Annotated in this window: 13 protein-coding genes; 4 read left to right on the top strand and 9 right to left on the bottom strand. The window is 58.0% G+C overall.

Features of this window, described 5'->3' with window-relative positions; genetic code table 11:
• Window positions 1-202: 202 nt before the first annotated feature.
• Complete coding sequence (locus THTE_RS05555; RefSeq protein ID WP_095414505.1) at window positions 203-1,492, bottom strand: BBP7 family outer membrane beta-barrel protein; 1,290 nt, start codon at window positions 1,490-1,492, stop codon at window positions 203-205.
• Between the two features lie 433 nt (window positions 1,493-1,925).
• On the bottom strand, window positions 1,926-11,699 hold the full coding sequence (locus THTE_RS05550; protein ID WP_095414504.1) for a hypothetical protein: 9,774 nt from the start codon (window positions 11,697-11,699) through the stop codon (window positions 1,926-1,928).
• A 1,139-nt stretch (window positions 11,700-12,838) separates the two neighbouring features.
• Between THTE_RS05550 and THTE_RS05545 the strand changes: the two genes are divergently transcribed.
• Window positions 12,839-14,017: a hypothetical protein gene (locus tag THTE_RS05545; RefSeq protein ID WP_095414503.1), complete on the top strand. Its 1,179-nt coding sequence runs from the start codon at window positions 12,839-12,841 to the stop codon at window positions 14,015-14,017.
• Here the strand turns inward: THTE_RS05545 and THTE_RS05540 are convergent, their stop codons facing one another.
• Entirely contained in the window at window positions 14,018-14,644 is a 627-nt protein-coding gene (locus tag THTE_RS05540) for an FmdB family zinc ribbon protein (protein ID WP_095414502.1), read from the bottom strand.
• Between the two features lie 235 nt (window positions 14,645-14,879).
• Between THTE_RS05540 and THTE_RS05535 the strand changes: the two genes are divergently transcribed.
• A complete protein-coding gene (locus tag THTE_RS05535; protein ID WP_237260206.1) occupies window positions 14,880-16,898 on the top strand; it encodes an ATP-dependent DNA helicase in 2,019 nt (672 codons plus the stop codon).
• A gap of 6 nt (window positions 16,899-16,904) precedes the next feature.
• Here the strand turns inward: THTE_RS05535 and THTE_RS05530 are convergent, their stop codons facing one another.
• The 3 genes from THTE_RS05530 to dnaG form a co-directional block, all read right to left on the bottom strand.
• The gene (locus THTE_RS05530; protein ID WP_095414501.1) at window positions 16,905-17,639 is read right to left on the bottom strand and encodes a zinc ribbon domain-containing protein; all 735 of its coding nucleotides are present in this window, start codon (window positions 17,637-17,639) and stop codon (window positions 16,905-16,907) included.
• Between the two features lie 80 nt (window positions 17,640-17,719).
• Window positions 17,720-19,384 (bottom strand): sigma-70 family RNA polymerase sigma factor, encoded by a 1,665-nt coding sequence (locus THTE_RS05525; protein WP_095414500.1) that lies wholly within the window; start codon window positions 19,382-19,384, stop codon window positions 17,720-17,722.
• Between the two features lie 102 nt (window positions 19,385-19,486).
• A complete protein-coding gene (dnaG, locus tag THTE_RS05520; protein WP_157731799.1) occupies window positions 19,487-21,391 on the bottom strand; it encodes a DNA primase in 1,905 nt (634 codons plus the stop codon).
• Between the two features lie 489 nt (window positions 21,392-21,880).
• Between dnaG and THTE_RS05515 the strand changes: the two genes are divergently transcribed.
• Together THTE_RS05515 and THTE_RS05510 are read left to right on the top strand one after the other, a co-directional pair.
• Window positions 21,881-22,786 (top strand): DUF1559 domain-containing protein, encoded by a 906-nt coding sequence (locus THTE_RS05515; protein ID WP_095414498.1) that lies wholly within the window; start codon window positions 21,881-21,883, stop codon window positions 22,784-22,786.
• Window positions 22,787-22,857: 71 nt separating this feature from the next.
• Window positions 22,858-23,310, top strand: a complete 453-nt coding sequence (locus THTE_RS05510; RefSeq protein WP_207651786.1) for a hypothetical protein — start codon at window positions 22,858-22,860, stop codon at window positions 23,308-23,310.
• Between the two features lie 108 nt (window positions 23,311-23,418).
• On the opposite strand, the gene THTE_RS05505 is transcribed toward THTE_RS05510, so the two are convergent.
• From THTE_RS05505 to THTE_RS05495, 3 genes are all read right to left on the bottom strand, one after another.
• Window positions 23,419-24,300 carry a hydroxypyruvate isomerase family protein gene (locus THTE_RS05505; RefSeq protein ID WP_095414497.1) on the bottom strand — a complete coding sequence of 294 codons (882 nt, stop codon included), beginning with the start codon at window positions 24,298-24,300 and terminating at the stop codon, window positions 23,419-23,421.
• A 239-nt stretch (window positions 24,301-24,539) separates the two neighbouring features.
• Window positions 24,540-24,767, bottom strand: a complete 228-nt coding sequence (locus THTE_RS05500; protein WP_095414496.1) for a hypothetical protein — start codon at window positions 24,765-24,767, stop codon at window positions 24,540-24,542.
• Between the two features lie 79 nt (window positions 24,768-24,846).
• Window positions 24,847-25,947: a DUF1559 family PulG-like putative transporter gene (locus THTE_RS05495; RefSeq protein WP_095416778.1), complete on the bottom strand. Its 1,101-nt coding sequence runs from the start codon at window positions 25,945-25,947 to the stop codon at window positions 24,847-24,849.
• Window positions 25,948-26,781 lie beyond the last annotated feature (834 nt).

The raw sequence follows: 26,781 nt of genomic DNA, 5'->3' as shown, positions 1-26,781 counted from the left end.
CGGCGCCTGGGAGCACTCGTTTATCTTGACAAATTCGTTTTGTCACGCTAGCAGCCATCAAGAAAAAACAATCGACCGGGCATCCTTCCCGGTCGATCAGGACCCTCTTGCGCTACCCGAGACGAACGGTTCAAACATCCTTGTCGAACCGTTCGTTTAGCCGCCAGAGGGTTGAGGGTTCTCGCTTGACGCCAATTGCCCTTTATCGATTGAATTCCACACCGGCGGTCACACCGTTGATGAACAGATCCTGCGTGTTATGCTCCATGGTTATTCCCATGTCCGGCACACGATAGAGGATCATGTTCGAAGCCCGTGCGATGCCATCCATCCACAGACCCGTCCAGCCCACGCTCAGGTTGATCTTGGACGTGACCTGGTACTTGATGGTGGCCCGCAACTCGGCACAGGGCGCCCATTCCTCTTCCGTCGCGCTGTGGCTGAAGCCGGTCGTCCGCATGAAGAGGGGCACATCTTCGATGGCACCCAGGCCAGGGGTCAAACGGCTGCCCAGCACGCCCTGCTGCTTGATGTTCTGGAAGTTGAATCCTGCAAAGAATCGGGCTTGCACGTCGAAAGTCCAGCGGTTGTAGCTGCGGAAGAATCGCCCACCGATTTGCGGTCCCACCACGTGGTTTTCTGCCTTGGTGAACCAGTAGCTGTCGGCAAGAATTCCCACGGCGGTCGGAAAGCCTACCCCGTTCGGATCGTTTTGATCCAGTGTCGGATCGTAGGGTGCATAGGAGTAAGGCGCCCAGACGTTGAAATCTTCGTTCAACTCGAAGTACCGCACCCCCAGGAAAAGCTCCCAGGTTGTACCGCGTCGAGTGGGATGGAATCGGTAAATGTAATTCAGTTCCGTGCTCCAGTTCTTTACGAGATTCTCCATCATGACACCCCAGGAAGGTTCTGGCAGCGTATCGGGGTCGCCACCTTCATCGGGGTCAAGGTCTTCGATATAGGGGGCGTTGAATGTGACGGGCAGATTCTGAATATCTGTCAAAGCTGCATCCACATACCCCTGAAGCAAGCGGAAAGTTGGCGGCGGGCCGAAGGGTGGATCGTCGAACACAATATCGGCACTGGCCACACCATGAGTTCGCCCGAGTGTGGAGAGGTAGTAATAACTGAAGAGCCATCCCTGATGACCTTCAATGTATCCCAGGTCCACCCGACTTCCATCGGTGAATTTGGAACCGATGAAACTGGTGTCCAGCGTGTTGCTTTGAATCCGCGAAATGCCTGTGTCGTAGAAGACTTCCCGCGTGAGGCCGGGATAACCGACCGTCGTTACATCCGGTTTGGAGATGCTCCAGCGGAGGTATTCGCCGCTGATGAAGAACCCCTCGTTGGCGCGCCGGCCTCCTCCGAATGTGTCGATCTGTGCAGGCGCGAAATACTGCATGTCCTTGACCTGGGCTACGGCGGGGGTTGCCATTGCCAGACAGGCAGCCCAAACAATCAACCGCGTTCGGGTGTGTTGGAATCGCATAGTCCTGGTCCACCTCAATGTCTGCTAATGTCCCGTTCTCCCCTGTGGATCTCTCGCTCTGGAGAACCGGCAATATGGGGTTGCGACGTTAATATCGGAAAAACCAGCCTTACGAGTTGAGAAAGAATGGCAAAACTTAACGAACATGCCGTAGACTCCATGAACGCCGACTTGTCATTGCTTTCGGCCGGGATGGCTGCCGACCTTGAATACTCCCCGCAACAATGCGATCATCCTTTAGCCAATTCACTTATCTCACGCAGACTTTAGAAGACTGCCAAATCCCCCGAAAAGATGAGCAAGATAAGCAAAAGATATTCGAATGCGTTGGCAGGGCAACAAAAAATCCCTCACCTGCTCATTTTTACAGGTGAGGGAGGCAGCCAGGGTTTCAGTCTAGAACTTTCAGGAGGGCTTTCAACCCGTTTTCAAATCACGGCCAGTAGGCGCTGAACACAGCGTCGGCCGCCGGACGGATCGTCCTATTGGAACCCGTGCCACCCTCATTGGTGACCTGAATCTTGTAAAGCTGCTGGAGATAGGCAATCTGCGCCGCATCTACAGGAACGGGCGGGGTTCCGCGCGCTACGACACCTGGCAGAACGGTGCCTCTATCCACATAAGCAACGTCCTGCCCACCGCCGCCCCGGATGGTGATCTCCTCGAAAAATTTCGCCCGATGGACATACGATCCGGAATTCAGTCGCGCGAGGTTGGGTTCCAGCACAAACTTATCAGCTCCCGAGGTCCCCTTGAGAGTCGCCCGGTCGTAGCCCCCAGCCGTGGCATAGGCGTGGACATAGTCAAAGTACTTTGCCCGCACGAAGAAGTTACTGTTACGCATGATGTTATAGTCGGGCGTTCCGACGTACTCGTCATCACCGGGCGAGTCGTAGAGCATCGCCGTATCGGCCCCACCGGCCAAAGCATAGCCGTGGAGGTAGCGGAAACCTTCTGCCCGCAGTTTGTAGCCGGTCCCCGCCATTTCCCCATAGGTCGGCGTCCCGGTGAAGATGTCGTCACCCGGCGAGTCGTAAAGGGACGCCGTATCCTCGCCACCGGCGCTGGAAACGAGCGTCACCTGTTCAAAATTCCTCGCCAGATGCGAGTAGGCGTTCGCCGAATTGGTGGCCGTGACCTGGGTGGGCGACGCGGTCATGGAGTCATCACCGGCCGAGTCATACACTGTTAGCTGGTCGTTGGTACCACCTTTGGCGTCCACTGTGATTCTTTCAGCAGACCGAACTTCCACCGTGAATCCACCGGGGAATTTGAACTGTCCACCGGTCGGCCACAAGGTCACAATTTCCTGGCCGTTCGTTCCGGTCACAATGACCGTGTCCTGGCCGTCTCCGGCCTCGAAAATGAGCCGGGCTATCGACGTGGAAGGCGTGATAACCTGGCCGTTCAGTTTGATTGTGGACGTGGCCAGGCTGCTGCCCGCAATGAATTCAAGCGTATCGTTTCCGGAGGTCCCCTGGAGTGTCAACTCACTCGGCGGATCGATCAGCCGTGCGAAGATGTCGGTGCCATTTTGAGCGGCGACTAGAGGATCCGGATCGGTGGATGGGCCGGTCCACACCACCACAAAGTTGCCCACCGCATCCATCGCCACGGCCGGATCAGTCTGATTCCCCGCCACGGCCGCATTCACCCGGAACTCGCCGAGGAATCCCTTCGGCGGCAGATAGAAGTCTGTGCCGCTAGAGGTGAACATCCGGGCATAAATTCCCCAATCGTTCTGGAGGTCATTGTCCTGGCCGGAGGTCATCCAGACAATGGTGAAGTTGCCCGAGCGATCCATGGCGACATCCGGTTGCACCTGCCAGTGGAGGGTCGTTTGATTGACCCGGAATTCGTTGGTCCTGGCCGTGCCGTTGGCGTTGAACAGCCGGGCGTAGACGCCATAACCGCTACCGTCCTGACCGAAGCTCGCCCAGGTGGCCACGAAATTCCCGTTGGGCTCCATGGCAACCCGTGGGTCGATCTGGTCATTGGTGGTGTACTGGTTGAGCCGGATTTCGCCGGTTCGGGCCGTACCGTCGGCATTGAACACCCGCCCAATCACTGCATAACCGCTGCCGTCCTGACCATAGCTCATCCAGGCGACCACAAAGTTGCCGGCGTCGTCCATGGCCACGTCGGAATTCCGCTGATAATTCGCCGTGGTTGTGTTGACGCGGAATTCATTGGAAAGGGCCTGGCCATAAGCGTTGTACAATCGGGCATAGACACCGTCCTTATCGCCGTCCTGGCCATAGCTGCTCCAGGTAACCACGAACTTGCCCGAGGCACTCACAGCCACACGCGGGTTGTATTGGGCGTTGTTGCGATATTGATTGACGCGGAACTGATCGCCCAGCGGATTTCCGAATCGGTCGAACATCCGCGCCCAGACGCCGTCCACATCGTCCGCGCCTTGTCCCGCCCAAACCACAATGAAGTTCCCCGCGCTGTCCATCGCGACAGCAGGCTGGGTCTGGTTGCCTGTTTCGTAAGTATTGACGATGAATTCCGTCCCCTGCGGTTCGCCCCGACGATTGTAGCGCTGCGCGATGATGTTCGTATTCGTCGTGTTCGCGTCGGCACCCTGTCCAACGCTCACCCACACGACGACATAGTCCCCGTTTGCGTTCATGGCCACAGCGGGCAGGGATTGATCGCCGGCCAGCGTGGTGTTCACCACGGGGTTGATATCGGTATCTCCGGGAGTGCCGGGTGTTCCAGGACCAATCCCACTGCCCTGCCCCACAATGAAGGTCCGCACGAAACCGAGCCCGGCCGCCGTGCCCGGAACTCCGTCGCGATCTCCATCCAGTTGGAATCCGATCACGGGATCGGTGACCCGGAAATACGGATAAGCGTCCGTCATCAAGTCACCCACGAGAAGCTGGTAATCGCCGGAAGGCAGCGGGTCATTGATCGGACTGTCGGGGTTTCCATCCAGCGTCAGCACCGCTTCCCATTTGCGGGTCACAGGATTCAGGCTGAAGCTCACCGACTTCACCGCCCCCACCACCTCCTGGCCATTCCGGAACAGGCGCCAGTTCTGAACATTGAGAATGCTGTCGGGACCAGGAATATCTCCCGCATCGTAAATCCCGTTGTTGTTCGCATCCGACAACCGCCGCGACATCTCCTCGCTCAACTGCACAATCAGTTGGCTCGGTCCCACCACCACACGGCTCCCCTCCGTGATCAACTGCCGGTCCTCCGTCCACACCTTCGTCACAATCGGCGCCGCAATGTCATCCAGCGTCAGATGGTTCCGGCTGTCAAACCGATACACCGTCGTCAGCGACGGATTCGTCGCACTCGGACCCGTAAACACCACAATGAAGTTCCCGTCCGCGTCCGATGCCACCGACGGTATCCACTGCCGACCTGCTACCACCTGGTTCACTCGACGCTCACCACCCAGACGGTTCCCCGCACTGTCAAACCGCTGATAGAACACTCCCGAGTCCGCCAGGTCCTCCTCGTCCCGCTGAGTGCCGTATCCACTCCATGTCACCACAAAATTGCCAACCCCATCCATGGCAAGCGAAGAAAACCGCTGGTCCCCCTGGATCGTCGTGTTCACCAAAATGTCCGCCGGTAATCCCACCCACGCCCCCGTCGTCGGATCCGGCGCATACACCTGCGCAAACACCCCCGTCCCCTGAGTGTCCAAACCCGTCCAGGTCACCGCAAATACACTCCCACCCGGTGCCAAGACGATGTCCGGGTTCGTCTGCTGACCCGCCCGCCCCACATTCACAATCGTCTCTGGCAATATCACCGCCCCCGACCAGCTATACATCGCCACCGCGATGTCGGTGTCCAACGCCCCCACCACCGTCTGCCACGCCACCGCAAAATTCCCACGATAGTCCATCGACACGCTGGGCAACGTCTGGTCACCCACCACCGTCGTGTTCACCTGGAATTCCGCCCCCACCGCCTGGCCGTTCTCATCATACCGCCGGGCAAAAATGCCCCAACTCGGCACTGTCGAACCGGCCTCCTGAGCCAGACTCGCCCAAACCACCACAAACCGCCCCTCTGCGTCCATCGCCACATCCGACCACTTCTGATCGTTCGTCGTGATCGTGTTCACCAGGAACGCGTCCCCCAGTGGCTGACCGTTCGCCGCAAACCGCCGCGCGTAAATGTCGGCATTCCCATTCCGCGTGTTCGTCCACGTGATCACAAAGTCCCCGTCCGGTGTCATCGCCACCGACCCAAACTGCTGGTCATCGTTGGCAAACACCGAACTCGTCGTCACCGCCATCGCCGGCGCATTATCAACCTCCGTAACATCAATCACCCCGTTCCCGTTCAAATCCAGATCCGCCGGCGTCCCATCCCGATCAAACAGCCGGAAATACACCCGATTCCGGCCACTCGCATCCGTCTGCGTCCACACCACCACATAGTCCCCGTCCGCATCCCGCGCCACCGCATTCGGACTCTCCGGCTGCGTCCGCGCATTCTGCGTCAACACCCCAGGGATCACCCCCGTGTCCTGACCAGGCACGCCCCCCACTACACGGAAATTCCGGACAAATCCAAGCTGCCCTCCACCCGTGCCCGGCACTCCATCCCGGTCTCCATCCAATTGCAACCCCGTCACCGGATCGCTCACCCGGAAATACGGATAAGCGTCCGTCATCACGTCCATCACCAACAACTGATAGTCCCCAGGCACCAACGCCTCGTTCCCCGACGTGTTCGGATCGCTGTCCAAAGTCAGCACCGCCTCGTACCGCCGCATCACCGGGTTGTACCCGAACTGCACATCCTTAATCGCCCCCACCACCTCCTGACCATTCCGGAACAGCTTCCAGTTCCGCAAATTGAGGACGCTATCCGTCCCCGGACCATCCCGGTCGTCAATCAGCCCATCCCCATTAATGTCCGCCAGCCGTTGCGACATGTCCTCGCTGAACACCACCACCAACTGCTGCGGACCAGGCGTCACCCGGCCTCCCTCCAGCACCAATCCACCTGTCCCGGTCAGCACCTTCGTCACAATCGGCCCGGACACATCCCCCTGGTTCAGGTACACCCGGCTGTCAAACCGATACACCGTGCTCAATGCCGGATTGGCAGAACTCGGTCCAGTGAACACCACAATAAAGTTCCCATCCGCATCCGCCCCCACCGATGGCGCCCACTGCCGACCCGCCACTACCTGGTTCACCCGACGCTCCCCACCAACCGGATTCCCCGCCGCATTAAACAGCCGGTAAAAGACTCCTGATTCCAGTTGATCCTCCTGCCCCGGCTGGTTCCCAATCCCACTCCAGCTCACCACAAATGCCCCGTTCACCGCCATCGCCACCGACGCATAGCCCTGTTCGCCGGTGACACTCACGTTCACCCGCTGCCCAGTCTGCACCGCCACCCAGCTCTGCGTCACAGCGTCCCACTGGAACAGGTCCACAAACACGCCGTTGCCGTTCCCGTCCGGACCCATCCAGCTCACCACCACTGTCTGCCCCGAACCTGCCATCGCCACATCCGGATAGGCCTTCTGGCCGATTACCGTGGTGCCCACCGGAATCTCCGCCGCCTGTTGCGCCACCCCACCAGCCGTGAAGGTCCGCAGCGCAATCCCACCCGCCGTCTGCCACGCGACCGCGAAATTCCCACGATAGTCCATCGACACGCTGGGCAACGTCTGGTCACCCACCACCGTCGTGTTCACCTGGAATTCCGTGGCATCCAGCGCCTGCCCCTGCTGATCAAACCGACGGGCGAAAATCCCCCAGCCCGACGCCGACCCACCAGGCTCCTGGCCCCAGCTCGACCACACCACCACAAAATTCCCCTCCGCGTCCATCGCCACATCCGACCACTTCTGGTCGTTGGACGTGAACGTGTTCACACGGAAGGCATCCCCCAACGGTTGGCCGTTGGAACCAAACCGCCGCGCATAAATGTCGGCATTCCCATTCCGCGTGTTCGTCCACGTGATCACAAAGTCCCCGTCCGGTGTCATCGCCACCGACCCAAATTGCTGGTCATCGTTGGCAAACACCGAACTCGTCGTCACCGCCATCGCCGGCGCGTTATCAATCTCTGTAACATCAATCACCCCGTTCCCGTTCAAATCCAGATCCGCCGGCGTCCCGTCCCGATCAAACAGCCGGAAATACACCCGATTCCGGCCGCTCGCATCCGTCTGCGTCCACACCACCACATAGTCCCCATCCGCATCCCGCGCCACCGCATTCGGACTCTCCGGCTGCGTCCGAGCATTGACCGGCAGAACCGGTGTATCCTGGGCGGGTACTGTGACGTGGAAGGAGAGCGTGGTGTTGGCACCAGCCGGCACAAAACCGGTGGAATTCAAGGGGTTTCCCGCCTTGTCTCGAATTCCTGAGTTCGCCCCGGAAGGGGCACGAATGACAATTTGATAGTCACCGTCAGGAAGTCCCGGCGTGCCGGGCTCCAGTGCTCCATTACCATCCAAGGTGAGGACAGCCTCCCACTTGTTCGTGGGGAGCGCATAGAGTTGATAAACTCCATCGGGATTTCCGTCTCCATCGATATCGTATGGCTTACCGTTGAGCAGCGACGCGGCGTTCATACCGAATTCGACTTTCACCACGCCGCGCGGAATCTCCACGCCGTTGCGGAGGAGCACAAAGTTGTCGGGGTTGAGCACACTATCCAGGACGGTCCGTGGGTCCCCACCGAGTAATTCTTCGTTAAACGTGATAACAACCTGCGAAATGGAACCTTGGACATTCGCGCCGCCCCACAGACTCGTTCCAGTCGGCGCAATGATGTCGGTGACGAACGGCCCAGCGGTGTCCACGGTTTCGCGAAATTGCCGGTAGCGAATCGTCGCGTTGGTCAAACTTCCATCTGTGTTTTGCTCCATTTGGGTGTACGCGACAACGAAGGAACCTTCCGGCGTCACACCAATCGAAGCCCAGCCTTGTTCCGTTCCCGGATCGCCGTAGCTTTGGGCAATCATGAGAGGCGGTGCCACATCTTGTCCACCCGCACGACCGGGGTAGACACCCGTAATGGTAAACGGCCAATCGTGGCTCGCACCCTGGAATGTCACTTCATAGATGGTGTACTGATTGGGATTGGCCACCGGAATTTCCCAGGGTGTTCCAATTCGATTGGCAACTTCAAAGGGGCTGATGATTCGCACATCGATGGGCCCTTCGTAAGTCGGCTCAGCCCAGGCGGTCCCAGTCCGGGCGGCTCCTTCCAGAACCTGATCGATTCGATCTCGGGTGAGCGTCCGGTCCCACACCTGGTTGGTCTGAATGTTGTTAACCGTTACGTCCTCAAAACCGCCGATGCCTGTTCGCCAGATCCGAATGACGAACGATTCCCAGTTCAGGTTGTTGTCCATCAGGATCAGGTATCGGGTGTTGTGGCCATCCCGGAGCGTGTTGGCCACACTGTCACTGAAGAGCGTCCCGTAGGACATCGTGGGATCGGCGTCGAACCGGCTGAACATGACACCGTTCGCCTCGCCGCGAAGGAGACCGGCCACCCCCTCCAAAATCGCCCGCAAGCGTCCCACCTGTTGTGGCGTAGCACCGCGGTTGAGCGCGCGGACAAGAATCGCGTCTATGACGCCGTCCACATCGCCATTACTTGGGCTCCCCGCAGAAAACAGGGTTTCCGTCTGCGGATCAAAGTAATTAAGGAGATCAGCGTTTGTCTGAGAGTTGATCTGAGCCAGCAGAAGCTGCCGCACTGCCTGAGTAACGCCGCGCGCGTTTTCCGAGACATCCGGCCCATACCCATCGTAGGCGACAATCAAATCCCCGTCGGCATCCAGTCCACCGCCACCTCCAAACTGCGCTAACGGCCATAACGGGGTGGATCCTGGACTGAAAGACGCACTATTGGGTCGGAACGTGTCGCGAATGACGTTGCCGTTCAAATCATAAACGATCGCGCGGACACCAATACTCGTCTGCCCGGTGCTATCCGCATCTGCGACGGCGCTCCAGGTGACCAGGAAATGATTGGCCGAATCAAACGCAACCGTGGGGTTGCCCCCACCCCCGACGCCAAATTGCGGAAGAATGACCTGGCCGGTAAGATCGTAACCTTTGGCCAGAACGGTCGTCACATACGGGGCGCCTGTCAAATAGTTGACGTCCGTGGTCCGCTCCCACGCGATGACAAACTCACCCGTCCGCGACATCCCCACGGCCGGATTGAGGTAAACCGCCGTGTCCTCCGTGTTCACGAGAAATTCGTTTCCAATCCTGTTGCCATCCCGGCTGAAAATCTGGGCCCGAATCCCGTTATAAAAGCTGAAGTCCTGCGCGCTGTTGGCCCAGGCGATCACGAAATTCCCCGCCAAGTCCATGGCCACGGCTGGAGCAAACTGTGCCCGCAGAGTCTCTGTGTTCACACGGAATGTGAAGAGATCCTGACCTGGCACGAGCTGGGACGAGACAGTAGCCAGCGCACCCAGGGGCGTGCCCTCTACCGGATCCACGTACCGAACGATCGCGTCCGCCAACCCGTTGGGCCCGGAGAACGTCTGGCGGAAGCTGATGCGGAACTGATAGGGATCGGTGGAGGAGGCCACGGTCACGCTGACATCCTGGAATCCCGCCACCACCAAAGCGCCCTGAATGTTGGCCGCCGTGGTGGCCAGATTCGTGCTGTCAAAGACGATGTCATCGGTGGTCTTACCGGCCACGCTCAGCCGGAATCGGCCAGCCAGGGCTCCGGGGACGAGGCTGTCCACCGTCAGCGTTTGAACCACCGTGTTGAGCGGCGACACCAGCGGAATGACGCCGTCGATCGGGGTCTCCGGCGTGCCGTCGGCATTCATATCCACCACGAATTGAGAGACACCCAGGACGGCATTTCCTACCGGCCGGAAGCGACGCGCGAAGATGTCGCTGACACTGCCATAGGCGTAGCTGTCGGGAACTTTGCTTTCCCACACAATGATGAAGTCCCCATCGGCATCCATGGCCACCGCCGGGTTGGTCTGATCGTATTTATCGGGCCCGGGGGTGAACGGATCATCCGGCTCTTCGGGGTTCACCCGGAACTCTGGACTCGACTGCTTGATGGTGACGACCGAAGCCTCCGGCGACGGCAGGAGGTTGTTGCCCAGCTCGTCGGTCACAGATGCAATGATGAACTCCGGATGATCGAGCTTGCTCGAATCGCCCACAAACCGGATGTCAAACGTCGTCGCATTGACGGCTGTGACCTGCACCTGGGGAACAGCAGCAGCCACCGTAATCGGGTCCGTGTAGGGACCTTCCATTGAACTGGGCACGCGATCCGGCGGCGGGAAATCGATGGGCCCCATCGCGTAGGCCTTGAGGCGGGTATTGAAGGCCTGCTCCAGGGCCTGGGCCGTCAGTTGCGGATTGGTCGGCGAAACGGGAATATTCGAGATGAGAATCGGCTCCCGGACCGTGGAGACCTGCACGGCCGGATAAAAACCGCTGGAAAAGTTCACGGTACCGACAGAGAGCTTGGGCTGATTGACCCCCAGCGCGGCGCTGCCATATTCAATCAAGAACTCTTTCGCATTGATCGGGGTCACCTTGGCGTTTTGCAGCGGTCCCCCGATGCCTTGGAGGGCGGTCTGAATCGACGTTGCTAGATTACTGATGCTGTTCGTTTCGTCATAGACGATGGTGGCACGCTCCGTCGGGGAGATGATCCCGTCTCCATTGGCGTCCGCCTGAAGCACAAACGTTCCCACGATATTCTGCTGCACCGCGGCGAACGGCTCATACGTGGCCGAGATCGTCAGCTTCTGCACCAGCGTCGTGCCGCCGTAGATCAGCGAGAACTGCCCATACTGTGAAGGAACATTGTCGTTCAATACACCCGACGGCAAAGTGATCCGCTGAACCTCGTCCGTGAAATAGCGGGCATAAATGTTGGCTTCGGTCTTCGGCTGACCGGTGACCGGATCGATCACAGGCAATCCCGTGTTGGGATCGATGATCGTATCGTAGCGGGTCCACACAATGACGAAATCGCCGTCGGCATCCACCGCCAACGATTGTCCCGGATTGGTGTTTCCAGATGGAATGACAGGCTGGATGGATTGATTGGCAAGCTTATCGAGGATGTCCACCGGCGTGACGCTTAGAAGCGTCCGTTCTTCAAGCGCATCCACCCGCAGACGTCGATGCTGCCGAGCAGGATGAGATTTCTTTCGCGGACGACGCAAGGAAGCCAGCAAGTTGGCGAGCATGGAACCTTTCCTCTGATGATGAGCAACCCGCTGTGTCAACATGATCGACCTCAACCTAAGTCGATACTGATCGGTTATTTCCTAGATCCTTTGCCTAGGGCTGTTCGTCCCCCTACTTCAAACCCCGTGTTTAACACCGCCCCAAAAAGTCGCGTCCCCCCACTCGCGGAAGGTCGGCCCCGCTTGGCGTGCCCCTCCTCCGGGAGAAGCCGGATTAATAGATGCTTTGAAAGGGACTGCGCTTCTCCGCCTCCGAGATACTTTCTCCAGAGTATCCATCTCCGCTGTTTTATCATGATTACGGGGGGGATAGGCGTCAAGTCTTGGCCATGAAGAGCCGTCCAACCGATCAAAGTGGCAACCTGCCCCGGTACCGGAGACGGATCTGGTGGTAAGAAACCAACCAGTCGGAGTGAGCGGCCAAGCGGCAACCTGGAATACGATCGCCAGATGACTTCTGGTTGCTGAATCGATTGCCATCTTCCACGCCGTTTTAACCGCGCGCAGCGCGTTTTCTGACCGTCCCAGGCTGGCCCACCCTCAATCTTTTGATCGCGCCGCCGCAACGAAAGTTCCAATTTTCTGTAAAGTTCCGGATTTAACGAGCCGAAACCAACTGGATCGGCTTACCTTTGAAGAGGTTTTGAAGAGGCGCTGTCGCGCTACATCGGTTACCCTCTCATCTGTCCCGCCACGACGATACGCGTTCCCCCCACAAGAAGGGGATCACAGTTTCCTCGGCAGGATTTGTGCGGTATGCTCTAATGTGTCGTGGTGACGTGCCCATGATCGCCATCCTCCCCCGTGGGAACACGGCTTCTTCGCTCGGCGGTACAATGCATTGGACCCGGACTGCAATCCCCCGTTGCGGAGCGAACCGCGGGGAGACGCGCGGGCCGACATGTCCCCAGGGTGCTGATGTCCGGGTCACGTGGTGACTCGCAACAAATGCGTGGCGGACTCCGCCGAAAAGCTCAAGAAGCGTCAGGAAACGTAAAAGGGAACACGACTTCTACTGGCTTGGATTCGAGTTTATTTCAGGTGCGACAATGACTCGTCAAACCTCCGTGCTGTCTCTCCGTGGGCTCAGCGGTTTTTTTGTTCCGCTTCATTCAAGCGTAAGAAGGCACAGCGGACGGATGCTAGCCTTCGCTGTAGGCCTGGGAAGCGTTACCCTGCTGGTAGCGGCAGCTCTGCCCGGTGAACTGGGCTTAGCTTCTCAGACTCACTCGGGAGAAATAATTCTCGCTTTTTCGGCGGTAGATCCTGCAAATGGAGTACTCGTCAGTACTGAGCAGGAGCATTCTGTCCCTGTCCCGGCACAGGAAAAGTCCACCAGCCGGAAGAGATTGAAACGTCAAAGCGAGGCGATTCAGCGAAAGTCGGCCGCGGAGAAGTCCGACCAGGCCAAAACGACGGAGGACTCCGCGGGCAACACCCCAAAGGCAAAGGAGCAATCGCCCCCCCAATTTATCCGCTTGCAGAAAAAGAAAGGGGAACCGCAGTTTCTTCAGACGGCAATCGTCTCGTATCAACCACGTGCCGAGGACTCCGCTGAGAAATCCGTCACCGGCAATTCGAGGCAGAATGCGGCGGCCGAAAAAAAGCTTCCGCCGGACCTTCGTGTGGACCTCGTTGGCGTGATACACATCGCGGAACAAGGCTATTACGAGGAGCTCAACAAGCAGTTGCGCCGGTATGACGTGGTCCTTTATGAACTCGTAGCCCCGGAGGGGACGCGTGTCACGCCGGGCACCCGCTCCGCTCATCCCGTGTCCGTGATCCAGAGGTCGATGACAGACTTTCTCGGGCTGGTCTTTCAGCTGGACGCCATCGATTACCACCGTCCCAACTTTGTTCACGCGGACATGTCACCCGAGGAATTCACCCGCTCCATGGAAGAAAAAGGTGAAAACTTTTGGACAATGTTCTTTCGGGCATTCGGATACGAATTCGCGAAGAGTCAGGCCAGACAATCCGGGGGAAATGATCTGGACTTTTTCAAAGCCCTGTTCAGTAAAGACCGGCAACTGGAAATGAAACGGCTGTTTGCCGAGCAACTCGCGGAAGACGTGGAGGGACAGATCCGTGCCCTCGAGGGTCCCCAGGGATCCACTCTGATCTCCGGCCGCAACGAAAAGGTGCTGCAAGTACTTCGCGATCAGATCGGCCTGGGGCATCGCCGGATTGCCATCTTTTACGGCGCCGGACACATGTACCATTTCCACGAGCGATTGCTGGAACTCGGGTTGGTGCCGGTGAAAACCAAGTGGCTCAATGCATGGGACCTTCGAGCACCGAGTAGCAACCAGAATTAATCACATCGGTATCTGCTGAGCCATCTCGAACATGATGCCCAGAAAGGCATTGATGCCGCTGAGCACCAGGACAATGACACCCAGTACGATTCCGGCTGCAGCCATTCCCCGGCCCCCCCGGCCTGCTCCGATAATCCCGAATATCAGGGCGAGCAATCCCACGGGAAAGCCTATAACCGGGCAACACCACGCAATCAGGCCGAACAACCCCAGCACAAGCGCGGCGACGGACATCCCCGTGTCTTCCATACGTGGAGGTACCGTGGATGGCGGGTGGTAACCGGGTGGAGGATAACCTGGGTAAGGGCTCTGCATCGCCGGTGTGATGGGAATTGCAGAGGGCGCAGCCTCCGGAAAGACCTGCTGGTCCGAACCGAGATTCTCTCCCCCAGAAAAGGCCCCCTTACCCAGGTTGTCCTCAGGCCTCACATTCTCCCCGGCCGGCGGAGCGACGGGCTCTTCCGAGCGCGGTTCTTGGGGAGGAACGCGAGGCGGAGCACCAACCTCGGAACGAGCGGGCACGGGAGTGATCGCCCCACATTGAGGGCACTGTGCCTTCTTCCCCGCCGCAGAAAACGGTACCCGCAAGTGACTTCCGCATTGTGGGCACAGAAACTCAATTGGCATGACGCTCTCTCTGAAACCTCGTGATTGACTTTTGCCTGTTTATTCTCTCCAGGACAAACCGTAAATGAAACGGGGTGGCGTCAAAGTGCGCCGGGTTGATCGCGCGAGCAATCCTGGTGACAAACGGCGATTTAAGATAACCTAAAGAGAACCAAGGAACAAGCGACGTCCACCACCCGAGACCTTTGTCGTCACATAGACATTCCGCGGTGGTGATCGTCTTCAGGCAGATTTTATGGCAAGTCGATCTTCGGAAATTCTTGGCCCTCAGGGACGTATTGCGGTCCGCCTTTCTGGCTACGAGCACCGCCCGCAGCAACTCCAGATGGCGGAGGCCGTGGAAAAGGCCATCGTGGAGGAGCGGCATCTGGTCGTGGAAGCTGGAACCGGGGTGGGGAAAAGCTTCGCCTATCTGGTTCCCACCATCCTGGCGGTGGCGGGAGAGCTGCCCGTGCGGGACGTCCAGCGCGCCGTCATTTCCACCCACACCATCAGCTTGCAGGAACAGTTGCTCCTGAAAGATATTCCTTTTCTGAGAAGCGTCATGCCGTATGAATTTACGGCAGTCCTGGTGAAGGGTCGGGCAAACTATATCAGCCGTCGCCGTCTGGGAAATGCACTCACCCGTTCCCGAACTCTCTTTGCAGATGAAGAATGGCAGCAACTCCAGACCCTGGCCGCGTGGGTCGCTCAGACGACCGACGGCTCCCTTTCTGATTTGCCGTTTCGGCCGCTGGCCACCGTTTGGGACGAAGTTGCCAGCGATAAGGACAACTGCCTGGGCAACCGCTGCCCCCATTATGACAACTGTTTCTACTTTGCGGCGCGTCGCCGAATCCAGCGGGCCCAGATTCTCATCGTCAATCACGCCCTTCTGCTCAGCGACCTCGCGCTCAGGATGCAGGGCGCCTCTCTGTTGCCGGAGTACGACCTGCTCATCATCGACGAGGCCCATACGCTGGAGAGCGTAGCTTCCGAACAATTTGGGCTGGAGATCAGTAACACTCAGATCGCGTACAATCTGCGGCGGTTGTACAACGAGAGAACGCAGCGGGGGCTGCTCGTTCACTATAAAAGCGCGGAGGGCCAGCAGGCAGTTCTGGACTGTCTTTATCGGTCCGACGAGTTTTTTGCCCAGGTGCTCGACTGGTACGAAAAGGAGAAATCGAGCAACGGTCGGGTCCGAGCACCCAATCTTTTTCGTAACACACTGAGCGAAGGGCTGGAAAAACTTGCCCAGATTGTCCACCGTCGGGCGGCCGACGTCCATCCCGAGGAGGAACGGCAGGATCTCATCGCCGCGCGGGACCGGCTTCAGTCGCTCGCCACCGCGATCGACCACTGGAACAAGCAGCGCGAGCCGGATCATGTGTACTGGGTGGAAGTCAGCGAGAACCGTGCGATACCACGGGTTACGCTGGGTTCCGCCCCCATCGAAGTGGGAAGCCTCTTACGAGAACATCTTTTCCAGGTTATCCCCCGGGTCATCATGACCAGTGCCACGCTGACCGTTGCCGACCAGGGATTTGAATACTTTAAGTCACGTGTCGGCCTCACTCATGTGGAAACTCTTCAGGTGGGCAGTCCCTTCAACTACAGCGAGCAAGCAGAACTAATCCTCGTGCGTGATATGCCGGATCCCGGCGTGGACCCCCAGGCCTACGAGCGGGCGCTGGTAGCCATGCTGAAGCGGTACATTGCCCGAACAGAGGGTCGCGCGTTTGTGCTTTTCACAAGTTACGACCTGATGCGAAAGGTATCCAGCGCCCTTCAGCCGTGGTTTTCGGAGCATAAGTACACGCTTTTTTCCCAGGCGGAGGGCACACCGCGAACACAAATGCTGGAGCGTTTTAAAGTGACGCCGCGGGCCGTCCTTTTCGGAACCGATAGTTTCTGGCAGGGAGTGGACGTGCCCGGGGAAGCACTCCAAAACGTGATCATCACGCGACTGCCCTTCGCGGTTCCCGATCGCCCCCTCATCGAAGCCCGGCTTGAAGCCCTCCGTGCGGCCGGCCGCAATCCGTTCTACGATTATCAGATTCCAGAAGCGGTGATCAAACTTCGCCAGGGCTTCGGCCGACTCATCCGCACCAAACAGGATAAGGGAATCGTGGTGATTCTCGACTCTCGGGTATGTCAGAAAAGCTATGGCAGGATATTCCTGCGGTCCCTGCCGCCATGCCGCGTGGTGGAAGAGAGCATCGCGGAGGCCGGACCATTATTCGAAAACTCTCGTTCCAAACGGGAGGCGTGAAGCTGGTCATCTTCCCTCGTCCGCGATATACAGGAGTCGGCCGCAGGACCGGCACCAGATCGGCTTGCCGCAGATCAGTTCGCTCCGCATGTTGATGGGCACATGCTGGTTGCATCCTCCGCAGAATTCACCCCGGAGTGGTGCCAGGGCGTCACTCCCTTTACTGCGCAGGGTCCGCTGATAGAGGTCCTTAATCTCGTAGGGCAGCATTGCGTCGAGCTGAGTGATCAGATGCTTGAGCTCCTTTTCAACCTCCGCCATGTCGCTGCGGATAATTGGTTCCTGACGGGCAAATTCCTCCTGCCACCTGGCCGCCGTTTCCTTTGCCGCGGCCACCGCGGCCTCCGCCTCTTGAACCTTGACTGCCATCTCTTCCACTCGGGCCATCAGTTCGATGGCCTCGTCGGCAAGCACGCTAGCAGCCATCTCGTCAGCGGCAATTTGGTCCTTCAGCAGTTGATATTCACGGTTGTCATCACATTCGAGAAGTCGGCCTTTTCGCCTCTGAATGTCGGCTAGCTTCTGTTCGTACTCCAGTTGTTTGGCGTGACTGGCCATGCGGGCTTCGGTGTGAGCTTTCTTGGTCAGTTCCAGGTTCTTCTCGGCCTGACGAATTTGTTCCTGATGTGCCTGCGCCAACCGGGGGCCTTTCATCAGGCGGCCCCGCAGTTCATCCAGTTGCAGGTAAAGGCTGTGGATACGCCGAAGTATCTCCGGAACTGTTTGCGCCTGGGATGTCATAGAGCTACCTCCTCAGAGGAATAAAAAAAGGGCTGTCCTGTACGGACAGCCCGCCTCGGGCCCTCAAAACGGCGGCGGTACTACGCCACCAGTTCATTCGCGAAAGCTTCCAGTTGTTTCGCTCGCACGGGATGTTGAAGCTTTTCCATCGCGTCGGCTTCAATTTGACGGACGCGCTCGCGGGTGACCTTGAAGATCCGTCCCACGTCCTCCAACGTGTATGCATAGCCATCCCGCAATCCGTACCGCAAGCGGATAATCTCCCGTTCGCGGTAGGTGAGCGTTTTAAGCAAGCTTTCGATTTTTTCTCTGAGCAACTCTCGATGGGCGACATACTCCGGTCTGTCGAGGTTGCGGTCGGCAATCAACTCGCTGAACGCGCCGTCCTCGTCTTCTCCCACCGGCCGATCCAAACTGCTGGGTTGACGCCCCATTTCCAGCAGCCGGTTGGCCTCGTCAACGGGCACCTGGGCCGCCCGGGCCATCTCCTCCGGCGTCGGCTCACGTCCCAGTTCGTGCATCAGCCGGCGAGATACATTTTTCAGTTTACCGATCTGATCAATGATGTGAACAGGGATACGGATCGTCCGCGAGTGTTCTGCCAGCGCCCGGGTGATGGCCTGCCGAATCCACCACGTGGCATAAGTGGAGAATTTGAATCCCCGCCGATACTCGAACTTATCCACCGCCCTCATCAATCCCGTGTTGCCTTCCTGAATGAGATCCAGGAAGCTCAACCCCCGGTTCCGGTATCGCTTGGCCACAGAAACAACCAACCGAAGATTACTGTTGGAAAGCTCGCGTTTCGCCTCGGTGTAGTCCCGGAAATGGGCCTCCATCTTTTCACACCGGCTCCGCAAACTCCGCGGGCTTTCCTGAGTCGCTAGCATCAGATCGCACAGTTCCCGCCGCAGTCGATCGCGTTCTCCCAATTCCCCCGGCTGTGTTTTCAGCTCACGGAGTCGGGCGCGAATCTCTTCCATCCGCTTGAGAACATCCCGCATCTGCTGCATCATGGCCTGAACGCGCCGCGTCCGCAATCCCAGTTCTTCCACGAGGATCAGCATCCTTGCGCGACGAGCCAAAAAGCGACGCCGTGCCTTGGCCTTGATTTCCGGAGGAGTTCGCCGGTTGATCAGTCGCTTGAAGTCCCGCTCATTGGCAGCCATCAAGCCGCGCAGAGTCCGCAGGTTGTGCGGCATCCGGCCCAGAATCTGGCTCTTCGTCAATTGATCGGTGAGCGACATCTTGAGGGTGCGATCGAACGCCAGTTCCCCGCGCTGGACCGCCTCCAGCGTTTGAACTGCCTGTTTGAGTACCAGATGGCACCCCATCACCGTGCGCCGGAATCGCTTGCGGGTGACCTCAATTTTCTTAGCGAGGGCGATCTCCTGCTGCCGCGTCAGCAAGGGAATGTTGGCCATCTGGCTGAGATACAGCCGGATGGGATCGCTATTCCATTTGGCTTTTTGACCAGGCAGCAAATCGCGGAGGAGTGGGTCTTTGAGGAGGGGATCTTCGGCGGGAGAAGCGACGTCCTTGCTTGCGGCCTCCCCGTTGGATCCCACCGGCGGCCGGTTGACCAGCTCAATCCCCGCTTCTTCCAGGGCCGTGATGAGCCGATCCAACCGTTGCGGCCGTGTTTCCTGATCGGGAAGATAACTGATGACCTGGTCGTACGTCAGATAACCCTGGGCTCGTCCTTGAGCAAGAAGCCGTTGCAACTCCTTGTCGGCCTGTTTCACGGGTCGCCTCCTTTCGTGCTTCCGTGCCGAAAGCCAGCCAGATAACGGGAAACCGCGATTAAATGATGCGCGGGAATCGCCGATTTCCCGACGCCAGAAACCTCACCCTTCCGTGGGCTCGGACCACTTCTGGCGGTTTTTCTGCTGATCCATGATCCGTTTCAACAAGTCGAGCTCTTCTTCCGGTGCCAGTCCTCCTTTACGCAAAGCATGGGCCAACTGGGAAGCCTGCAACTGAGCAATGCGTGCGGTATGGCTTCGCAGAAGCCCATCTAGCAATTCATCCGGATTCTGCTCGGAAACCTTCTTTTCCCGAGCCGTCTGCTCCACATCCACCAGGACATTATGCAGCGCAGCGTCGTCGAGCGCCAACATCAAATGTTCGAAATCAACCGGCTGCCCCATTTCCAACAGATCCAGGGCGGCCTGATAGATCTGCCGGGCGAATGGGGAGGTCAAATCATTCACTGAAAAATGTTCCCGTAATCGTCGGATTCCCTCGGGAACCGCCACCAGAAACTCCAGAAAAGTGCGATGCCAACCATCCAGGGTCGGACGCGAGGGAACCGCGGGAACAACACGCGGTCGCGTTTGCCCACGCCGCAGTTCTTCCAATCGCCGGCGGAGAACCCCCTCATCGATACGCGTGAGCAACGCCAGTCGCGAGAGGATCTTCCATTCCCGGGCCTGCTGCTGAGCAGAGTGTTCGCCCAGCCTGGCCGGCGCTTTGGCAATCACACTCAGCAACTGATCGGTTGCCCGACTCACACCCGCCACATCGTTCTCCAGATCGACACCGTACGTGGCAGCGGCAAACGCATGGTCCAGGGCATCAACGGTTCGCTCGTCAAGGGCTTCCTGAAAACCGGCGGCACCATACCGAAGCAGATAATCGCAGGGATCAAGATCGTCGGGCAGCGTGAGGACCTGAAGGTCGATCTGCCGGGCGACAAACAACTCCAGCACCTGCGCTGCACGCCGCCGACCCGCCTCGTCGCCATCCAGCACCAGCACGACCCGATCCACATATCGTTGGAGCAGCCGCAAATGAGAGTCGGCCAGCGCCGTGCCGAGCACCGCCACGGCGTTAGAAAAGCCGTGCTGATGCGCCATGATGACGTCGGTGTAGCCCTCCATAACCAGCGCTGTTCGGGTGCGACGGAAGGCTTCCCGCGCAAGATCAAGCCCATAAAGGAGCCGACTTTTGGCAAAAAGCGGGGTCTCTGGCGAGTTCACGTACTTGGCGGGCGTCGTATCAGCCATCTGGGGGAGCACCCGCCCCCCGAAACCCACCGCTCTGCCCTGGACATCGCGGATAGAAAAGAGGACCCGACCGCGGAAGCGATCGATCCAATCGCGAGTTTGTGCCGACGTAAGGATGCCGACCGTCACCAGCAGTTTGGGGTCGATTTGGTCCCGCCGTGCCCGACGGAGAATCCAATCCGGCTGAAGTGGGGAAAATCCGAGTCGGAATTTTCGGATGCTCTCTTCCGAGATGCCCCTTTCCCGAAGGTACTGGCGTGCGGTCGCTGCTTCGGAAGATTCAAGCAGGCAGGCATGGTACTGCTGCTCCGCCCAGGCCATGACACGGAACAGCTCCTGCTTGCGGTCTGTTGCACTCGGTTTGCCTCCGGTTCGTGGAAGGGGAATTCCCGCCATCTCGGCCAGCATGGCCAGGGCTTCGGGGAACTCGACGTTTTCTATCCGCATGACGAAGCTAAAAATGTCTCCGCCGATGTCACAGACGAAGCAGCGAAAGCACTGGCGTTCCGGATTGACCTGCAGGCTGGGATGGTGGTCGTCATGCCACGGGCAGAGCCCCACAAATCCCCGCCCCTGACGGCGGAGAGGGATATAGCGCTCCACTAGATCGACGATATCAATCGCCTGGCGAATTTGTTCTTTGACGTCCGAATAGGGACTGAGCGGCATGGTGGAGATTCGCTCCCACGTGTGCCAAGCGGTGACCTCCGTGCCTGGTGGGAGAAGTATGGCGAGACCTTCCATTCGCCGTGATCCCTTTTTCCAGGTGCTCATCGGACCTGGACGTTCGGAGATGGCCTCCTGCCGCGTTCAGACTCTATTGTACGCCCCAAACATTCTCGTGACAGGCGAAGGTGCCGTCGGATGATGGTGCAAACCACTGGGTCCTACCAAATCTTCCCAGATTGCCATAAGCCGCCGGAGACTTCGTCGAGCGGACAAGTTTAGCGGAGTCCTAGCTCGTGAGGCAAGGGCAAAATTTGGGGTGATGGCTGGCGCCCGGCCGGTGGCCGTGTGCCCACCTATAGCCAGTCGGATCAGCCGTAGGGGCAATCCACGAATTGCCCTGAAAAAGTCGAGCGTCGGGCGTCTCCCCCTCCAAGCCAAAACTGGGGTTAAGGGTTAATTCAGAGTGCACAAATTGGTTGACATTTGGCCCTGGGAGCGGTAAAGTGGTTTTCGCATGGGGTAAGGTAGGCCTTTTCCAAACGCTAAGAGGAAGGAGAAACGACAATGGCGTCTCATCGCAAAGCGTTTACGCTCGTTGAACTCCTGGTGGTCATCGCTATCATAGGTATCCTGATAGCGCTCCTCCTGCCAGCCGTGCAGGCAGCCCGGGAAGCCGCACGACGTTCCCAGTGCACAAATAATCTGAAGCAAATTGCCCTTGGTCTGTTAAACTACCATCAGACGCATAACAGGTTCCCCCCTCCCGGTTTCAGCAGTAATCAGGCTTCCTGGCTAGTAGTCCTCCTTCCATTTATTGAACAAAAGCCTCTGTTCGACCAGTTCAATTTCAAACAGGGCAACTACCTCGACGCCGACAAGATTCGCGTGGCAGCCACAGCGATCCCCATCTACTTTTGTCCCAGCAGTACCGAGGAGACAGATCGACGGTCGGGGTACGCATCAGAGGTTTATCCTCCGGGAAGTTCCACACGTGTGTACACAGCGCACTACTTTGGTGTTTTGGGGCCCAATGGCACTAATAACTATCTGAATCCCCCCGCAGCCTACAAATGCAATGGGCTCACTGAAACATTTGGCGGGTACTGCTCTCAGGGTGCCTTCTTCTATCCGTCTGGAGTAGACATAGCGTCGGTGCGGGACGGTTCCTCAAACACGCTTTTCGTGGGCGAGATTGCGTGGCCCGACATGCCGTATTACCGGGCGTACACTCGTGGATATTTCACCGATAACCGGGGGACGTTATTACTTTTTACGAAGAACGTCCAGTATCCCATTAACTCCAGAAATACCACAACCTGGAACAACACTTCTTTCGGGAGTCTCCATCCCGGAGGAGTGCATTTCGCGCTCGTCGACGGCTCCGTTCGGTTCGTCACTCAGTATATCGAGCAGAATGTCTACATGGCTTTGGCCAGCCGCAACGGCGATGAGGCGGTTACCATGCCCTAACATCGCCGACTTGGCGTCAGTAGCTTGAGCTGGGTAACACAAAAGGAGATATCTTGGCTAGGGGAAGCCACATGGGTAAAGGTTGTTTGCTTTTTGGGCTTTCGGTCATTCTCTCCATTCCCGCGCTTCTTTTATCAGGTTCTGGCGGGGGTGGACCGAAAACTTACCACGTCTCTGGAACTGTGACCCTGGACGGAAAGCCTGTGCCTGCCGGTTCCATTCTGTTTGAACCCGACCAATCGAAAGGCAACACAGGCCCCGCCGGGTTCGCGAAAATAAAGGATGGCAAATATGACACGCGCCAGAACGGTCGAGGAACCGTCGGGGGGCCCCACGTTGTGCGGATCATCGCGCTGGACGGCGTTCCTGCGGAAGAACTTCCCGAGGGTACGCCCCTTGCCCCTGAGTATGTGACGCATGTCGATTTGCCAAAAGAGAACAACCACCAAGAAAATTTCAATATCCACGCTTCAAATCAAACCCGCTCGGCGGGTGGCCCACAAAAACCCCAGCCGGATATTTAATGTGGCTACCGTTTGCAGCACAAAATGACGGCGTAGTAACAAAATAAGCAGGGCACTCATTTATCGTGAGTGCCCGATTCTTTTGGTAGGTTTTTCTATAGTTTCTTCTCACACATCACAAATCCTTACGCAGCGTTCGAGGGACGCAAGTGCCGCTGCCGGTTCGGGATTGCGGGGCACAAACTCCTGGCCAACAAAGCCCTTGTATCCTGTCGCCACAATTGCCTTCATCACGGCCGGATAGTAAATCTCCTGCGTCTCATCAATCTCATGCCGACCCGGGTTTCCTCCCGTGTGGAAGTGGGCAATGTACTGAATGTTTTCCTGGATCGTGCGGATGAGATCCCCCTCCATGATCTGCATGTGGTAGATGTCGTAGAGCAGTTTGAAATTTTCGGAGCCGATCCGCTTGCACAGCTCCACGCCCCACGCCGTGTGATCGCACATGTAATCCTTGTGATTGACCTTGCTGTTGAGCAGTTCCATCACCAGAACAACTTTGTGCTTTTCGGCAAGGCCCAGAATTCGTTTGATCCCCACGACGCAGTTTTTGAGCCCCTGTTCGTCATCCAGACCCGGCTCGCGATTTCCGGAGAAGCAAATGAGGTTCGTAAAACCCGCCTCTGCCACGATGGGGATCATCTTTTCGTACCGCTCGACCAACTCATCGTGGTTTTCCAGCTTGTTAAACCCCTTGGGGATACTCGCCCCAGACGAGACCATCGCGCACGTCAGTCCGTACTTTTTGATGGTTTCAAAATCGTTCGGACCAAGCAACTCCACCGACTTGATTCCAATTTTCTTGCAGAATGCGCACAGTTCTTCCAGCGAGACCCGCCCGTAACACCAGCGGCATACCGAGTGATTGATGTTCCCTTTCAGCGGGGCCGAAGGTTCTGCCTCAGCCCGTGCGTAGCGTCCCATGGTCGTCGCCACAGCGGTTCCCGCCAGTGTCCCCATCATCGCACGTCGTGTCAGTTGCGTTTTCATGTTCGTCCTCCACAAATGCCGCTTGACCAACTTGCTTCGTTCCACGAACGATTGCCATTTATTGTATTCTGGGCGGAAGGAAGATGCGACCACTTGCCGGGTTTCTCCGGCACCGCGAGAATCCTCAGTGGCAGCGCGTCCAGAGCATAAATAAAGGCGCGACACCTCGAAACGGATGCCGCGCCTCTCAGCGACAATCGGACACGCTCTGGCGCTGAATCTCTGTCAATACTTGCAGATCACGGAGCCGTTCGGACTGGCCCGGGAGGCCCTCCCGGCATCCCCGCCGGCGGCCCACCGGGAGGTCCGCCGGGTTGGATGCCTTCCATCGGGTTGGCAATTTTCTCGGGCTGCTTGGCCGTCTCGGGATTGAACTGCGGGTTGGCTTCGGGCTTCTTGCCTCCGCACCCTCCGAGGGTGGTCAATGCCAACCCTGCCATGACAACCAGCGCAAACACTCTCAGCATAGACAGCTCCTTCCTCAGAAGTCCCACTGTTGCGGAAACTACACACTCACACCCAACTGGGACGAGATTCGACATCGCTTTAAAATGCCGACTGCAGCACAAGGCCATCGGCAATCGAATTGAGTCGGAACCACGTCCCCCAGGCGATGTTGTCGCGAATGAACTGAACACTGCCGTCCACCATGAGGGCATTCACGCCACCAGGGTGATAGCTTGAAGGGCTCGGCCATTCGGCGTTCGGGCCCCAGGCGGCGATATACGTCGGCATGTAGGTGCCGGGATTCCACCGGAACCAGGACCACGCCGACTTCGAACCCCCATCGACATTCTGCACGTGCTGGCCGGTTTCGTTAGCACCCCAACCACCGACGGCCGTCCCCAGAAAAGCGCTGCAGGCGATGGCGTCGCTGATGGCCCGGCGCTTGCCTGATCCACTAGTGCGAATGGGCCCACCATAGTGGCCCACCGAGTCTTTTTCACAGCAGATGATCGTGTTGCTGGTGCCATCCGTGATTTGAGAGATGTTGGTCGTCCGCGTCTGCGTGAAAACACCGTGAATGGTGCAGGTCTGGGTGATGGGGTCCGGCACAGCGTTCCAGGGATCCCAATTGCCCACGCAGCAAGGATTGGGGTGCCAGTGGTACCCCTCGCTGCCCGGGTAATTGGTGATGGCGATATTGTTAGACTGGTTGGGCTTCAGGAAATTGCCATCCGAGGGACAGCGGAGCGTCGGGATAGCCGTACTCACCACCCCCTGCGGACTTCTTCCCTGAAGGTCGGGGCCAATCCAGGCGGGAGCCTTCCAATTGATCGTGTCGTACACCGTCTTCTGCTCAATGAAAGGCAGGATCATGGCATTCCATGTGTGGTGATAGGCGAGAGGAACCTGATTGTTCTGGCAATAGTCCTGGGCAGAAGTATCTCCTGCCGGTGCACCCATGCATCCCTGTCCCCAGACCACGCCGGGCGGAAAACTCTTGTAGGTGTCGTGATAGTTCTGCAACCCCAGGCCCACCTGCTTCATGTTGTTGGTGCACTGTGATCGCCGGGCGGCTTCGCGGGCAGCTTGGACTGCCGGCAGAAGCAAAGCGATGAGAATCCCGATGATGGCAATCACGACAAGAAGTTCGACGAGCGTAAAACCGCTGCCTGTCCGCTGCGAGAGTCTAAGCCGTTTCATGAGCGACCTCCTTCGAAAAGGTTGTGAAAACAGACCCAACAACAGCCACTAACGTTTACGCCGAAAGATTAACGCTTCGTCCCTCCACCGAAGCACCTCTGGCCAATTTTCCCCGATCGTCCCGATCCACCGGAGATCGCACCAACTCATGCTACAAGCTTTCGTCTGGGATCTCGTCCAGTTACGCGACCGGAATTTTAGCAATCATTTGCCTCCATTGCAATCATTTTGCGCGAAGTTTTTGGAAGCAGGCTGTACGGGTTGGGGCTGTGCACTCGCGATAGCGAATGAGGGTTCGTCTCGGGCTAATCCACCGGCCGCAATGCTGAGTCATCCCCACTGTTGCAAAAACGTATGAGGGGCCATGAGCACAACCTGTTGTAGGGGCAATTCATGAGCTGCCCCTACTGGTTGATTAACAACGGAACCGAGGACTTGGAGCCCGGCCGGTGGAGTGGATTATCCGAACGTTGGAATGTGGACCTGACAAGCAGGTCCCTCGGAGAGATGTTGCGGAGGGACACGCTCGTCGTGCCCGATGTCCCTACGCGCGTGGCATCCCCATCGTGGTAGGGGCAATTCATGATTTGCCCCTACCGGCGAGCGATTCTCGTGCTTGGTGAGATGAAATGGATAATCGAACGTGCGAAAGCGGACCTGACAAGCAGGCCCCTCCGGGCTGAGGCGAACCGGCGTGGACATCCGCTTTCCCACCGCCAGAGCAAAAGTGGAGATGTGTCAGGCCGCAATGATCTTGGTGGGAACTCTCTTTTTCGCTATCCTTTGCGTTTTGACAGAGCGTCATCGAAAGGAAAGGCACAAAATTCGACGTCC

This window comes from Thermogutta terrifontis, assembly GCF_002277955.1.
Taxonomy (GTDB): domain Bacteria; phylum Planctomycetota; class Planctomycetia; order Pirellulales; family Thermoguttaceae; genus Thermogutta; species Thermogutta terrifontis.
This window is presented reverse-complemented; position numbering and strand designations above follow the sequence as displayed.

Excerpts from the sequence above, each read along its gene's own strand:
- THTE_RS05555 (WP_095414505.1), bottom strand. The coding sequence starts at position 1,492 with ATGCGATTCCAACACACCCGAACGCGGTTGATTGTTTGGGCTGCCTGT.
- THTE_RS05550 (WP_095414504.1), bottom strand. The coding sequence starts at position 11,699 with ATGCTCGCCAACTTGCTGGCTTCCTTGCGTCGTCCGCGAAAGAAATCT.
- THTE_RS05545 (WP_095414503.1), top strand. The coding sequence starts at position 12,839 with ATGCTAGCCTTCGCTGTAGGCCTGGGAAGCGTTACCCTGCTGGTAGCG.
- THTE_RS05540 (WP_095414502.1), bottom strand. The coding sequence starts at position 14,644 with ATGCCAATTGAGTTTCTGTGCCCACAATGCGGAAGTCACTTGCGGGTA.
- THTE_RS05535 (WP_237260206.1), top strand. The coding sequence starts at position 14,880 with ATGGCAAGTCGATCTTCGGAAATTCTTGGCCCTCAGGGACGTATTGCG.
- THTE_RS05530 (WP_095414501.1), bottom strand. The coding sequence starts at position 17,639 with ATGACATCCCAGGCGCAAACAGTTCCGGAGATACTTCGGCGTATCCAC.
- dnaG (WP_157731799.1), bottom strand. The coding sequence starts at position 21,391 with ATGGAAGGTCTCGCCATACTTCTCCCACCAGGCACGGAGGTCACCGCT.
- THTE_RS05515 (WP_095414498.1), top strand. The coding sequence starts at position 21,881 with ATGGCGTCTCATCGCAAAGCGTTTACGCTCGTTGAACTCCTGGTGGTC.
- THTE_RS05510 (WP_207651786.1), top strand. The coding sequence starts at position 22,858 with ATGGGTAAAGGTTGTTTGCTTTTTGGGCTTTCGGTCATTCTCTCCATT.
- THTE_RS05505 (WP_095414497.1), bottom strand. The coding sequence starts at position 24,300 with ATGAAAACGCAACTGACACGACGTGCGATGATGGGGACACTGGCGGGA.
- THTE_RS05500 (WP_095414496.1), bottom strand. The coding sequence starts at position 24,767 with ATGCTGAGAGTGTTTGCGCTGGTTGTCATGGCAGGGTTGGCATTGACC.
- THTE_RS05495 (WP_095416778.1), bottom strand. The coding sequence starts at position 25,947 with ATGAAACGGCTTAGACTCTCGCAGCGGACAGGCAGCGGTTTTACGCTC.